The organism is Streptomyces sp. NPDC088194 (assembly GCF_040702025.1).
Classification (GTDB): Bacteria; Actinomycetota; Actinomycetes; order Streptomycetales; family Streptomycetaceae; genus Actinacidiphila.
The window spans coordinates 1-13,943 of record NZ_JBFBIV010000086.1 but is presented as its reverse complement, the minus strand read 5'-3'; the positions used below and the strand labels follow the sequence as shown (position 1 = coordinate 13,943).

Here is a 13,943-nt window from a genome sequence, read left to right as displayed (position 1 = left end):
ATCTGATAACTCGTCAACCGTTTCGCCACCCCGTCCGACGGCCGCACCGCGCGGCGCCGCGGATCTTCCCAGGTAGCCTGACCGGCGTGACCTCCAGCGCACTGACTCCCGCCGGACTGCTCGCCGACGCGCTGCGCGCGGACCCGGGCCGCCCGTTGATCACGTTCTACGACGATGCGACCGGCGAGCGGGTCGAGTTGTCGGTGGCGACGTTCGCCAACTGGGTGGCAAAGACCGCGAACCTGCTCCAGGACGGCCTCGGCGCCGAGCCCGGCGACCGGGTGGCGCTGCTGCTCCCGGCGCACTGGCAGACCGCGGTGTGGCTGCTGGCCGCGTTCTCCACCGGCGTGGTCGCGGTGCCCGGCGGCGACCCCGCGGACGCGGACCTGGTGGTGAGCGGCCCGGACACGCTGGCGGAGGCGGAGAGCTGCGGCGGCGAGCGGATGGCGCTGGCGCTGCGGCCGCTCGGCGGGCGGTTCCCGCAGCCGCCGCGGGGGTTCGCGGACTACGCCGTCGAAGTGCCGAGCCAGGGTGACCGGTTCGTACCGTATGTGCCGGTGGGTCCGGACGACCCGGCGCTCGAACTCCCGGGCGGCGAGGTGCTGACCGGCGGCGAGGTGGTGGTCAGGGCGCGCTCCGAGGCCGACGCGCTGGAGCTGTCACCTGGCTCGCGGCTGCTGTCCGGACTGCCGTACGACGGCTGGAACGGCCTGGCCGCGGGGCTGTTGGCGCCGCTCGCCGCCGAGTCCTCCGTCGTCCTGTGCCGCCACCTCGACCAGTTGCCGGCCGACGGGCTGGCCCGCCGCAAGGACGCGGAGCGGGTCACCCACACGGCGGTGCCGGACGCCGGCTGAGCGCCAGCTGATCGCGCGGGTGTCGATCCTGCATGAGAACTTCCTCAACTCCCGCACGTAATGGGTGCCCTGGGCAACCCTTGAGGCGTTTCGACAGTCTGAACGAATGCCGTGCGGGTACTCGGGTCCGATCCCCCGGCGACTGATGACGCCCGGCGCGATCCGCCGGGCCCCTGACCGAGGGACGGGCACGACGTGACCACGCCAGCAGAGCCACCGCAGGACAACTCCGCCGCCGACGCGGCGGACGGCTCCGCGACGGAGGCAGCCGACGCAGCGGACGAGAGCGACACGGACTCCGACGGCCCCGACGCGGACGACGGCTCCGACGCCGACAAGGGTTCGGATTCGGGCGAGGCTTCGGATACGGGCGAGGGTTCCGATACGGGCGAGGGTTCCGACGCGGGCGAGGACGCGCCGAGTTCGGCAACCGCACCCGTCGCCGAGCCGACCGCCGAGGGCACCGCGGACGCCCCGAAAGAGCCGGGCCCCCCGGAAGCACCGGACGCCTCGGACGTACCGGACGTACCGAACGCCCCCGAGATACCCGGCATATCGAACTCGGCGACCGCCGAGGACTCCCCCGAGGACGCCCCCGGCACCCCGGAGACGGCAGTCGCCGCGGCCGCGGCGGACACCCCCGCCGCCCCCGCCCCCCGGCGCCGTTTCCGCTGGCTGAAGGTCGTCGCGATCAGCACCGCCGTCCTCGTGCTGGCCTGCGCGGGTGGCGTCTGGTACGTGTACCAGCAGCTCAACGGCAACATCACCACCGACACGGTGACCGAGAACGAGCTGAAGGCGCAGGCGTCGCAGCGCCCGCCCGAGGGCCCCGCCTCGACCGAGAACATCCTGCTGATCGGCTCGGACATCCGCGACGGCGCCAACGCGAAGTACGGCAAGGACAGCGGGCAGCGCTCGGACACCACGATCCTGCTGCACCTGTCGGCCGACCGCAGCAACGCCACCGCGGTGAGCATCCCGCGCGACCTGATGATGCACGTGCCGAAGTGCACCAAGTCCGACGGCAGCACGGTCAGCCCGGCGTTCGAACAGTTCAACTGGGCCTTCCAGTTCGGCGGCGCCGCCTGCACGATCCGCGCGGTCGAGGAGCTGACCGGGGTGCGGGTCGACCACCACCTGATCGTGGACTTCAGCGGCTTCAAGAAGATGGTGAACGCGGTCGACGGCGTCGAGATCTGCACGCCGGAGCCGATCGACGACAGCTACTCGCGCCTCCACCTGTCCGCCGGCAAGCACAAGCTCAACGGCGAGCAGGCGCTGGGCTACGTACGGGTCCGGCACGGCATCGGTGACGGCAGCGACACCGAACGGATCAGCCGCCAGCAGGACTTCCTCGCGTCGCTGATCAAGAAAGTGCAGAGCAACGGGGTGCTGCTCAACCCGGGGAAGGTGTACCCGCTGCTGAACGCGGCCACCCACTCGCTGACCGCCGACCCCGGCCTCAACTCGCTCAGCGAGCTGTACTCGCTCGCGCAGCGCCTGCAGAAGATCCCCACCGGCGCGATCCACTTCGTCACCACGCCCGTCGAGCAGTACGTCAAAGACCGCAACCGCGACCAGCTGGTGGAGCCCGACGCCGACAACCTCTTCGCCGCGGTGCGCGCCGACCAGCCGGTGCGGGTGAGCAGCGACGGCAAGAGCAGCGGTTCCCACGGCGGTTCCAGCGGCGGCTCCAGCACGGCCCCGGGCACCCCCGACCCGTCCGGAACCCCGTCGGGCAGCGCCTCGGGCAGCACCTCGGGCACCCCGTCGAACACGCCCTCGAGCACCCCTTCGAACACCTTGACGTTCAAGGGAACGACGGCCGACCGAGACATCTGCGGCGAAGGCCGATGAACTAAGGTAGGGCGCTCCGGCCACTGCGGATGGAGGTCCCGAGCGACCGTGGACACGCAAGGCTCCGGGTACGTCGACCCGGCGGACCAGTGGGTGCTCGACCCGGTCACGGGCACCTACCAACTGCGGCTGGAACCGGCCGAGTCGGCGGACCCGCCCGCAGTCGGCTCCGTATCTCCGCAGGAAGCGCCGGCCGCCTCCGCCGCTCCGGCCGCTCCCGTGGCGCCCGCCGCCGTACCGCCGGACGCCGCCGTACCGCCGAACGCCGCCGTACCGCCACCCGCCACCCCGCGCGCCCCGGGCAGCCGCCGGGCCCCCTCCGGCCGGGGCGCCCGGCGCGCGCACGGGGCCGCGAACGGAACGGCGACCGGGGGCGCCCCGAGCCGCCGCAAGCCCAAGCAGCGCAGGAGCAAGGCGATGCTGTGGACGGCCGGCACCATCGGTCTCGCGGTCGTCGCCGGCGGGATCGGCGGCTACGTCGCCTTCCACCGCTCCGGCACCGTGGTCCACGCCGTGGACGTCGGCAACGCGGGCAGCGCGGCCTTCTCCACCACCGGGCAGATGAACGTACTGGTGCTGGGCACCGACAGCCGGGCCGGCCTCGGCCACGAGCACGGCACCGCGGCCGCGACCGGGCAGGCCGACACCGCGGTGCTGCTGCACCTGTCGGCCGACCGGAGCAACGCCACCGCGGTGAGCATCCCGCCCAACCTGGTCACCGATGTGCCCGAGTGCCCGGTGGGCAACACGGTGGTGAAGGGCGCGAGCGGGCAGCGGTTCTCCACGGTGCTCGCCGGGCGCGACCCCGGCTGCGCGATGCGGCTGGTCACGCAGCTCACCGGGGTGCGGGTGGACCACTTCCTGATGGTGGACTTCGCGGCGGTGCAGAAGCTGACCACGGCGCTCGGCGGCGTGGAGATGTGCCTGAAGGAGCCGCTGCGCGACCCGGCGTCCGGTCTGTCGCTGGGCGCGGGCAAGCAGAAGGTGGCCGGCGCGCAGGCGCTGGCGCTGGTGCGCGCCGAGCGGGAACTGCCCGGCTCGTCGGGTGTGCCCGCCGGCGGCGACCTGGCCAGGGTGCAGGTGCAGGAGCGGTTCCTGGCCGCGCTGTTCCGTACCGCCACCTCGGGCGCGACCCTGACCGATCCGAAGAAGCTCACCGCGCTGGCCACCACGGCGGCGAGCCTGCTGACCGTGGACACCCCGATCGGCAGCGTCAGCGCGCTGGACGACCTGGCCGGGGAGTTCGGCAAGGTCGACGGGAAGCACTTCACGTTCGCCGAGCTGCCGGTGAAGGACAACCCGGCCGACGGCACCCACCACACGGTCGTCCTCGACAAGGCGAAGTCGACGCAGCTGTTCGACGTGGTCAAGCAGGACATCTCGCTGTCGCGCGGCCCGGTCGGGACCGACGCCAAGCTCGTCGGCGCCAAGGCCACCCCGCACGACACGCGGGTGACGGTCTACAACGGCACCGGCACCTTCGGTGCCTCCCAGGACGTGCTCGCCTGGCTGCAGAACGACGAGGGCGTCAACCGCTCCGCCAACGGCGGCGATTCCTCGCAGCACCCCGCGAAGACGACCCTGCGGTACGCCCCCAACCAGGCCGACCAGGCCCGCTCGCTCGCCGCGATGATGGGCCTGCCCGCCTCGGCCCTGATCGAGGGCACCAAGGACGTGCCACCGCTCACGTACATGTCGCTCACCCTGGGCGCGGACTACACCGCGCCCGGCACCCCCATCGCGTTGCCCACCACCCCGCCCAAGGGCCTGAAGTCGATCACCGCGGACGACACCACCTGCGTGGGATAGGTCACACTCCTGATTGTCCGGTGATCACCCATGTGTCCGGTCCCGCAGCCCCGTTGACGGCGACGCGGCGAGCCGGCGGGCGTTTCGGGTGCCCGGTGCCCATGGGCTCCGGAGCACCGGTGTGAAAGCATCACCGGCATCGGCAGCGTGACGCCGACCGTCGTTGTCGGCCGCGAGGGCGCGGCCTCGCCGGTGGTGGGGGATGTGCGGTGCCCGCGGTACACGAAGTGCCCGCTGGTCGCGTCCGGCCGGCGCACACGGTGTGTACGGTGCGTCACGCGCGCGGCCGCCCGGGGGGACCAGGCGGCGCGACGCACGGCGTGAGAGGTCACAGCAAGTCACAGGCACCGGGTTGCAACTATGGCCGGTGCCTGACCGTCTGACATGAGGACGGTCTGAGAAGACGGTCTGAGCAGCAGACGGCGAAGACAGGATGACGGCTGGCACAGCCACCGGTGACAGTGGAGGAGTCCCCATGCGCGACGGCAGGGCGGGAGGGCCCGGATACGGGGCCGCTTCCAACCCCGGCGGCCCGGAGTGGGACCAGGGCTCCTACCACGAGGGGTACCCGCAGGACCTCCGCCAGGGCCGGCCTCCCGGCGACCCGTCGTACGCCCGCTACGAGAACGACTTCGCCCCGGCCGCGGAGCCGCCGCTGCACGACGGCGCGATACCCGGGCCGCGTTCGGCCGGGTACCCGACCGAGCGCGGCGGCGGCGCGGACGGCGCCGGCGACGGGATCGGCGACGGTTCTGGCTCCGGCGGACCGGGAGGTCCGGGCGGACCCGGCGACTCCGGCGGACCCGGCGACTCCGGCAGTTCCGGTGACGGCACCGGCCCGGCCGGTCAGGGCGGCGGCCACCGGCGCGGCGGGCGGCGCAAGGCCAAGAGCCGCAAGCGCAAGGTCATCCGCTGGGTGGCGATCGTGGTCGCGGTGGCCGTCCTCGGTTCCGCGGGCGCGGCCTACGGCTACTACGAGTACCTCGCCAGCAAGATCCGCAAGGGCGAGCGCAGCAGCGGCAAGACCACCGTCGCCAAGTCCAAGGCGAACTCGGCCGGCCAGACCCCGATGAACATCCTTATCCTGGGCTCGGACACGCGCGACGACCCCGAGGACGCGAAGCTCGGCGGCGCCGCCGACTCGGCCGGCGCCCGGGCCGACGTGATCATGATCGCGCACCTGTCGGCCGACCGCAGCAACATGTCGGTGGTCAGCATCCCGCGCGACACCCGGGTGGACATCCCCGAGTGCACCGACCCCAAGACGCACCACGTGTACGCGAAGAAGAACGCCATCATCAACGAGTCGCTCGGCCGGGGCGGCGCGGGCTGCACGCTGGCCACGGTGCAGAACCTCACCGGCCTCTACATCGACCACTGGCTGACCATCGACTTCGCCGGCGTGGTGAAGATGGCCGACGTGGTCGGCGGCGTCGAGGTCTGCGTCAAGGAGAACGTCGACGACCACCCGACCACGGCCCAGCCCGGCGGCTCGCACCTGCACCTGACCAAGGGCACCCACACCGTCAAGGGCAACCAGGCGCTCCAGTGGCTGCGCACCCGGCACGCCTTCGGCAGCGACGCGGGCCGCTCGAAGGCCCAGCACATGTACATGAGTTCGCTGATCCGCAAGCTGCGCAGCCAGGACCTCTTCACCGACCCGGCGAAGCTCAACAAGATCGCCACCACCGCGATGTCCGCGTTCGAGGTGTCCTCCGAGATCGGCACCCCGAAGAAGCTCTACGACCTCGGGATGCAGCTCAAGACGATCCCGCCGGACCGGATCACGATGGCGACCATGCCGCACATCGCCGACCCGGAGGCCCCCGACGCGCACTACCTGCCGGCGCCGAGCGCCGCCACGGTCTGGTCGCTGCTGCGCAACGACGTGGCGATGGACGCCAACGGCAAGGCGAAGACCGGCACCGCGTCGCCCAAGCCGAGCACGTCGGCGCCGTCGGGCCCGGCGGCCGAGGCCGCGGCGAGCATCCCGGTCACCGTGGTCAACGGCACCGCGGGAAGCGCGGACGGCGTGGCGACCCCCGGCCGCGCAGGTTCGATCGCCCAGACGCTCGGCACCGCAGGCTTCACCAAGGCCGAGGCGAGCCAGAACACCGCGCCCCGGGAGAGCACCGTGCTGAACTACCCGTCCAACGGCGGCGCGCAGAGCAAGTCCGACGCGCTGTCCGTGGCGAAGGCGCTGAAGATCCCCTCGAACAACGTCAAGGCGTCCTCCGACGTGCAGACGATCACCCTGACGATCGGCTCGGACTGGAAGAGCGGCACCGACTACAGCAAGACGCTGCCGAAGGCGGGCTCCGTGCCCGACGACGCCGATGTGATCAACGGCGCCGACACCAAGGGCTGCATGGACATCCTGCCGACCTACCAGTTCTGACCCCCGGCGCGGATACGGCAGCCGGTACGGATGCGGCAGCCGGCGCGGATATGGCGAGGGAAGTGGCGAGGGCCCACCGGAACTTCTCCGGTGGGCCCTCGCCGTACTGCTGTGGCGCGGCGGGCGACGGCTACACGTCGGCCGGCGCGGGGCGTGCGGGGTCGGTCACCGCGGGGCGGCGGCCGGCGATGACCCGGCGGGCCAGCGAGCGCGGGCTGGTGAGGAAGCCGAAGCCCCAGCACATGTGCATGGTGGCCAGCGCGAGCGGGACCCGCAGCCGGGCGCCGACCGGCAGGCCGCGCCCGGCCGGCAGCGAACCGGCGGTGATGCCGACGACGTACGCGGCCGGAACGGCCAGGGCCCACGGGGTGAGGGCGGCGCCGACCACGATGCCGGCCGCATTGGCCAGCAGGGCCGCCGGGGCGGCGAGGTAGCGCAGGTTCACCGAGCCGCGGTGGTAGCGGGTCACCACGCGGCGCCAGCGGCCGTAGTCCCTGTACTGCCTGGCGAGGGTGCCCACGCTGGGCCGGGGCCGGTAGGAGACCCGCAGTTCGGGCGAGAACCAGATGAGGTGGCCGGCCTCGCGGATGCGGTGGTTCAGCTCCCAGTCCTGGGCGCGGACGAACTCCACGTTGTAGCCGCCCTGCCGCTCCAGCACCTCGCGGCGGAAGACGCCGAGGTAGACGGTGTCGGCGGGGGCGGCGGCCCCGCCGGTGTGGAAGGCCGCGTTGCCGACGCCGATCTTCGACGTCATGGCGGCGGCGACCGCGCGCTCCCAGTCGTTCTCGCCCTCCGCGTGCATGAGACCGCCGACGTTCGCCGCGCCGGTCTCCTCCAGCAGGCGGACGGCGGTGGCGATGTAGTCCGGCGAGAGCATGCCGTGGCCGTCGACGCGGACCACGACCGGGTGCCGGGACGCCTTGATCGCCGCGTTGAGCGCGGCGGGGGTGCGGCCGGTGGGGTTGGGCACCGTACGCACCCGGGGGTCCTCCGCGACCAGCTCCGCGGCGATCGCGTCGGTGCGGTCCGCGGACGGGCCGAGCGCGATGACGACTTCGAGCTCGCCCGGGTAGTCCTGCTCCAGGATGTGCCGGACGGAATCGCGCAGGTGACGCTCTTCGTCGAGCACCGGCATGATCACGGAGACCGCCGGGAGCGGGACGGGGGTGACGGCGTTCATCCCGTCAAACGTTACCGCTAACGGGGGACACCAGCGCGTGGGGTGAAGACTGACAGTCCTATTTGTCCCTAGCCTGAACGGGTCTGTACGCAGCCGCTGTGTCGCAGTGCGTCGTCCTGCCCGCATCGCGACGGCTGCACCGCTCTGTTCGGAGGTCGCCCGTGCCGCCCACCCGAAGCCGCCACTCGTCCTCCGCGGTCCGTCCCCCGGTCCCGGTCCCGGGACCGGCGTCGGCTCCGGCGCGGGTCCCGGCACCGGCCCGCGGCGCGGCGCGGCGGCGGCCCGCGGGCGGACGGCGGCCGCGCCCGCGCCCGCCGGTCCGGCTCAGCACCCGGATCGCGGGCGGGGTGGCGCTGCTGGTGATCACCGCCAGCGGCGTCGGCCACGCGGTGGTGGCCGGGCTGAACGGCGCGATCAACCGGGTGGACGCCTTCGGCGGCATGCAGGACCGCCCGGGAGACAGCAAGGGCACCAACTTCCTGCTCGTCGGCACCGACGGCCGGGACGGCCTGAACCCGGCGGAGAGGAAGCAGTACCACCTCGGCGGCGCGCCCTGCCACTGCACGGACACGATCATGCTGGTGCACCTCTCGCAGGACCGGCAGCGCGCGAGCGTGGTGAGCATCCCCCGCGACACGTACGTGCAACTGCCGGACGTGGGGCCCGCGGCCGTACTGGCGAAGCGGCGGGGCGCCGCGCCGAACGCCAAGGCGACGGAGCCGCACGGCAGCGGTACGGCGAGATCCGGCGGCCCGACGCCCGCGGCCGCCACAGCGACGGCCACCGCGACCGGCACTTCGGCCGGCGGGAAGCCGCTGGTCCCGACCCACCCGGCGAAGATCAACGAGGCGTACGCCGACGGCGGGCCCCAACTCACCGTCAGCACCGTCGAGAAGCTGACCGGCGTGCACATCGACCACTACCTGGAGGTCGACTTCGTCAGCTTCATGAAGACCGTGGACGTGCTCGGCGGCGTCCCGGTCTGCACCACCCGCCCGCTGAAGGACTCCTACAGCGGCCTGGACCTGCCGGTGGGCACCACGACGCTCAACGGCGGGGAGGCGCTGCAGTACGTACGCTCCCGGCACATCGACGCCGACTCCGACCTCGGGCGGATGCGGCGCCAGCAGCAGTTCGTGGCCCAGGTCATCCACAAGATCACCTCGGGCGGCACCCTGGCGAACCCGATGAAGCTGGAGAAGGTGGCGGGCACCGTGCTGGGCTCGGTCCGCGCCGACGAGGGGCTGGAGCCGACCGACCTGATCTCGCTGGCCCGCAGCATGAAGGGCTTCACCTCCGACTCCTCGGAGTTCGAGTCGGTGCCGCTGAGCAACCTGAACTACAACGTGCCCGGCGTCGGTTCCACGGTGAAGTGGGACACCGACAAGGCCGGCAAGCTGTGGGCGGCGATCCGCGCCGACCAGCCGCTGACGGCGCACCACGCCGCGTCGGGGTCGTCGAGGCACTCCGGATCGTCCGGCTCCTCCGGGTCTTCCGGGCCCTCCGGTGCGGCGGGCGCGACGTCGGGCGCCTCCTCCGCCAAGGCGGTCAAGGTCGATGTCGCCCCCGGCTCGATCAGCGTGCAGGTCGCGAACGCCACCGGGGTGAACGGCCTGGCCGGCACCGCGCAGAAGGCGCTGCACGCGACCGGCTTCGCCACCCCGGGGCTGCCCGTCACCGCCGATCGGCACGCCCAGCACACCACCATCCGGTACGACCCCCGGTGGGACCGCTCGGCGAAGTCGCTGGCCGCGGCGCTGCCCGGCGCGCGACTGGTCCAGGCGAAGGGGCAGGGTCCGGTGATGCGGGTCACCCTCGGCATGGACTTCAAGGGCCGCACGGTGCGGCCGGTGACCACGCAGGCGCCGAAGCCCGCGTCGCAGCCAGCGTCGCAGCCCGCGGGCAGCGGGCAGACCAGCGACGTGGTGGGCTGCTGACCCGTCGCCGAGCGGCCTGCCCGGCTGCCGCTGTCCGTCCGGCCGGAGCTGTCCGTCCCGCTGCCGCTTGTCCGTCCCGCTGCCGCTTGTCCGTCCGGCCGGAGCTACCCGTCCAGTCCCTCCGCGGCCCGCTCGCGGCGCAGCTCCAGGATCGCCCGGCGGCGGGCCAGCCGGTGGGTGCGGCGGATCTGGGCCTCCTGCCAGCGGCCCCGGTCCCGGTCGGTCTCGGGGAGCAGCGGCGGCACCGGCCGCGGCTTGCCGTCGGCGTCGACGGCCACGAAGACCAGGTAGGCGCTGGCGACCTGCTCGCCGGGGCCGGCCTGGTTCCACCGCTCGGCGACCACCCGTACCCCGACCTCCATGGAGGTCTTCCCGGTCCAGTTCACCTGGGCCTTGACCTTGAGCAGGTCGCCGACCCTGACCGGTGCGAGGAAGGCCATCTCGTCCATGGCGCCGGTCACCGCCGGGCCCTCGGAGTGCCGGCCCGCGACGGCGCCCGCCGCGTCGTCCACCAGTTTCATCACGACGCCGCCGTGCACGGTGCCCAGCAGGTTCGTGTCATGGGCGCTCATGATGTGCGAGAGCATGATGCGGGAAGCGGAGGTGGGCTTGCCCGGGAGGACCGGGACCTGCGGGGTGGGCAGCGGTTCCGGGGCGGCGGATGAGTCGATCACGTCCCCCACTGTAAGTCCGCCGTGAAATGTGTCGCGGTCCTGTATGCGTCTGTCGCGGATGTGCTGCGGCCGGTGGCCGAATGCATCGGATCTGCTACAGAACCGCCGGTGATTGCGGGTCCCCCGCCGGGTCCGGGCACACTGGCGGACATGAACGGTAGGAGCGATGACACCGAGCGGCGCAGGCTCGCCGAGCCTCCGCTGCCCCCAGAACTGTCGCCGCGCCGTGCCGCCGCTGCCCACGGCGGGGTCCCGCCGCAGCAGGCGCGGCGGCCGCAGCCGAGCCCGCAGCCGGGCGGCGGCTCCGGTGACGGCTACGGGCCGCCGAGCACAGGCGGGCCGGGCGGGCGCGGACCGCGCGGACCGCGCTGGAGCACCCGCAAGAAGCTCGGCTACACCGCGCTCGGCCTGGTCGTGGTGCTGCTCGTGGTGTCGGTCTCCACGTACTTCTGGGCCGACTCCAAGGTGCGCCGCCAGGTGGACCTGAGCGCCATCAACAACGAGCAGGGCGCGCCCGCCAAGGGCAAGGGCACCAACTACCTGATCGTGGGCTCCGACAGCCGCGAGGGTCTGTCCAAGGCCCAGGAGAAGGAGCTGCACACCGGCTCCGACTCCGGCCAGCGCACCGACTCGATGATGATCCTGCACACCGGCAGCAACGGCACCACCATGCTGAGCCTGCCGCGCGACTCCTACGTGACGATCCCGTCGTTCTACGGCAAGGAGACCAAGAAGCAGTACCCGGCCTCCACGCACAAGCTCAACAAGGCGTACGCGGACGGCGGCCCGGAGCTGCTGACCCGTACGGTCGAGCACGACACGGGCATCCACATCGACCACTACGCGGAGATCGGCTTCTCCGGCTTCGTGAACCTGGTCAACGCCCTCGGCGGGGTGCAGCTGTGCCTGGACTCGCCGTTGAAGGACAAGGCGTCGGGCGCGGACCTCAAGAAGGGCTGCCAGAAGGTCAACGGCAAGGAGTCCCTCGCCTACGTCCGCGAGCGGCACCAGGAGGCGGACCAGGACCTGGGCCGGATGAAGCACCAGCAGCAGTTCCTCGCCACGCTGGCGCACCAGGCGGCGTCGCCGTCCACCATCCTCAACCCGTTCAAGCTCTACCCGGTGATCGGCTCCGGCCTGGACACCCTGGTGGTGGACAAGAACATGAGCCTGCTCGACCTGGCGCACATGTTCTTCGCGATGAAGAGCGTCAGCGGCGGCAAGGGCAACCAGCTGACGGTGCCGATAGCCAACGCCAACTACCAGACCGGGGACGGCGACTCGGTGCTGTGGGACAAGACGAAGGCGGGCCGGCTCTTCAGCGAGTTGCAGCAGGACCAGAAGGTCAGCGCGGGCTGACCGGACCGCACTCCCGGGCACCGCGCACCGCGGCCCCGGCTCCCGCCAGGCGGGGGCCGGGGCCGCGGTCGTTCACTGGGCGACGGGCATCCCGGTCGCCGCCGGCACCCACTGGTCGAGCTCGTTGCGCCAGTAGCGCGCGACGTTCAGCCGGGTCGGCTTCTCCTGGCCGGGGAGCAGGAACTTCAGCGAGCTCCACATCGTGTTGCGGTGGACCTCGCTGATCAGGCGGGCCGCCTCCTGCCGCGGTATCGCCGCCACGAGTTCCTTGGGGCGGGCGCTCATCCGGCTCGCCTTGTGGAAGACCACGGCCTGCTCGGTGACCGTGACGAAGTAGTACTTCACGAACAGTGTGCCCATCGCACCGATGGCAGCGATCAGCCACGGGCTCGGACCGGTCTGGACGTGGATCGTGGCGATCGGCCGGTCGCCCGGATTGATCTCCGCGATGGCCTGCGCCACCTGCTCCTGCATGGTGGACTTGCGAATGGCCATGACGTGCCCCCATTTTTTGGACGTGCTGACATGCGACGACGCCGCCACCGGCGAACCGGCGGCGGCGTCGCAGCGTACCGTCCTCGAAGCTGTCGGGGACATGCTGGGAACGTCGTCGAGACGAACCCGTGACGAGCCCGAGGGTCAGTGGCGCGCGGAAGCCGCGCGACGGCGCAGACCGAAGACGGCGCCACCGCCGACGACCACCAGGGCACCCGCGATGCCCGCGATCATCCCGGTGTTGCTGCCGCCACCGGTCTCGGCGAGGTTGCCGCTGGGCGACGGGGAGCTGGTGTCGGCCACGGCGGCGGCCGACGTGCTGGCCGCGGCGGTCGGGCTGGCGGACGGCGCCTCGCTGGTCGGCGAGTTCGACGGCACGGAGCTCGCCGGGGTCGTCGGGGAGTCCGACGGGGAGGCGGTCGGGGTGCTGCTGGCGCCGCACTCGGTGTTCGGCAGCGTGACGCCGTTGCCGACGGCCTGGTTGTCGAAGTACTTCGCGACGGACGCGAGCACCTGGTAGTGCGTGCCGGCGGCCCACGGGACCGAGATGGTGAAGTCACCACTGCGGTCGTTGTACTGCTGCTGGGCGACCTGCTTGCCGCTGTCGTCCTTGACCGTGATCGTGACCGGACGGGTGCCGTCGGTGTCGTGGACCGTGATGACACCGGCGCGGTTCGGCTGGTCGCAGGTGACGGAACCGGTGAACGAGAAGTCACGGATGTTGCAAGCTGACGCGGTGCCTGCGACGCCCAGCGCGAGAGCGGCTGCGGCGGAGGCAACGCCTACGGAACGCACCGTGAGAGAGGTGCGGCGGGATATGGACACGTTTGCCCTTCACAGATTCGGAGCAGAAGCGCGGATGGCCATCCAGCGAGTGGCGTACGCCCCCCGTCGCTGCTGATGGCCCACACAGCTCTACAAGTGTCTGCGGTTGCTTGTCAATTGATCGCAAACCGCCCGCTAAACCTTTCCAACCACCCAAAGTTCGCCCAGCCGGTCACGGCTCCGTCCGCGTTTATTACAGAGTTGAGACGTAGCGGAACCGCGCGCGCCGGACCGCGGCTTCGACATCGCGCCGCAATTGCACCCGGAGCCCCGGGGGCCACGGTCGGCGTCGACGGCCGCGGCCGGGGGCCGCCGGGTTCAGCCCTTGAGGAGCTGACGGGCCATCACGATGCGCTGGACCTGGTTGGTGCCCTCGTAGATCTGGGTGATCTTGGCGTCGCGCATCATGCGTTCGACGGGGTAGTCGCGGGTGTAGCCGTAGCCGCCGAGCAGTTGGACGGCGTCGGTGGTGATCTCCATGGCGGCGTCGGAGGCGTAGCACTTGGCGGCGGCGCCGAAGAAGGTCAGGTCGGGGTCGGAGCGTTCGGACTTGGC

Annotated in this window: 11 protein-coding genes; 6 read left to right on the top strand and 5 right to left on the bottom strand. The window is 72.0% G+C overall.

The features are described from left to right. Nucleotides 1–86: 86 nt before the first annotated feature. The 4 genes from AB0399_RS32635 to AB0399_RS32620 all read left to right on the top strand — a co-directional run bounded on the left by AB0399_RS32635 (nucleotide 87) and on the right by AB0399_RS32620 (nucleotide 6,918). Nucleotides 87–854, top strand: a complete 768-nt coding sequence (locus AB0399_RS32635; RefSeq protein WP_366413775.1) for a TIGR03089 family protein — start codon at nucleotides 87–89, stop codon at nucleotides 852–854. A 195-nt stretch (nucleotides 855–1,049) separates the two neighbouring features. Continuing rightward, complete coding sequence (locus tag AB0399_RS32630; RefSeq protein WP_366413774.1) at nucleotides 1,050–2,711, top strand: LCP family protein; 1,662 nt, start codon at nucleotides 1,050–1,052, stop codon at nucleotides 2,709–2,711. Between the two features lie 48 nt (nucleotides 2,712–2,759). Then, a complete protein-coding gene (locus AB0399_RS32625; RefSeq protein WP_366413773.1) occupies nucleotides 2,760–4,520 on the top strand; it encodes an LCP family protein in 1,761 nt (586 codons plus the stop codon). A 475-nt stretch (nucleotides 4,521–4,995) separates the two neighbouring features. After that, nucleotides 4,996–6,918, top strand: a complete 1,923-nt coding sequence (locus AB0399_RS32620) for an LCP family protein (RefSeq protein WP_366413772.1) — start codon at nucleotides 4,996–4,998, stop codon at nucleotides 6,916–6,918. A gap of 130 nt (nucleotides 6,919–7,048) precedes the next feature. Here the strand turns inward: AB0399_RS32620 and AB0399_RS32615 are convergent, their stop codons facing one another. Beyond that, the gene (locus AB0399_RS32615) at nucleotides 7,049–8,098 is read right to left on the bottom strand and encodes a glycosyltransferase family 2 protein (RefSeq protein ID WP_366413771.1); all 1,050 of its coding nucleotides are present in this window, start codon (nucleotides 8,096–8,098) and stop codon (nucleotides 7,049–7,051) included. A gap of 347 nt (nucleotides 8,099–8,445) precedes the next feature. Between AB0399_RS32615 and AB0399_RS32610 the strand changes: the two genes are divergently transcribed. Then, nucleotides 8,446–10,035, top strand: coding sequence for an LCP family protein (locus tag AB0399_RS32610; RefSeq protein ID WP_366413770.1), 1,590 nt, complete (start codon nucleotides 8,446–8,448; stop codon nucleotides 10,033–10,035). A gap of 104 nt (nucleotides 10,036–10,139) precedes the next feature. Here AB0399_RS32610 and AB0399_RS32605 read toward each other — a convergent pair whose 3' ends face one another. Further along, nucleotides 10,140–10,622, bottom strand: coding sequence for an acyl-CoA thioesterase (locus AB0399_RS32605; RefSeq protein ID WP_328474139.1), 483 nt, complete (start codon nucleotides 10,620–10,622; stop codon nucleotides 10,140–10,142). Between the two features lie 237 nt (nucleotides 10,623–10,859). Between AB0399_RS32605 and AB0399_RS32600 the strand changes: the two genes are divergently transcribed. After that, nucleotides 10,860–12,068 carry an LCP family protein gene (locus tag AB0399_RS32600; RefSeq protein WP_329368971.1) on the top strand — a complete coding sequence of 403 codons (1,209 nt, stop codon included), beginning with the start codon at nucleotides 10,860–10,862 and terminating at the stop codon, nucleotides 12,066–12,068. A gap of 72 nt (nucleotides 12,069–12,140) precedes the next feature. On the opposite strand, the gene AB0399_RS32595 is transcribed toward AB0399_RS32600, so the two are convergent. The 3 genes from AB0399_RS32595 to AB0399_RS32585 all read right to left on the bottom strand — a co-directional run. Next, nucleotides 12,141–12,563: a hypothetical protein gene (locus AB0399_RS32595; RefSeq protein WP_329368969.1), complete on the bottom strand. Its 423-nt coding sequence runs from the start codon at nucleotides 12,561–12,563 to the stop codon at nucleotides 12,141–12,143. Nucleotides 12,564–12,707: 144 nt separating this feature from the next. Further along, entirely contained in the window at nucleotides 12,708–13,358 is a 651-nt protein-coding gene (locus AB0399_RS32590; RefSeq protein ID WP_329368966.1) for an LAETG motif-containing sortase-dependent surface protein, read from the bottom strand. Nucleotides 13,359–13,706: 348 nt separating this feature from the next. Continuing rightward, nucleotides 13,707–13,943, bottom strand: a 237-nt coding sequence (locus tag AB0399_RS32585; RefSeq protein WP_366413769.1) for an acyl-CoA dehydrogenase family protein, incomplete at its 5' end; no start/stop codon positions are given.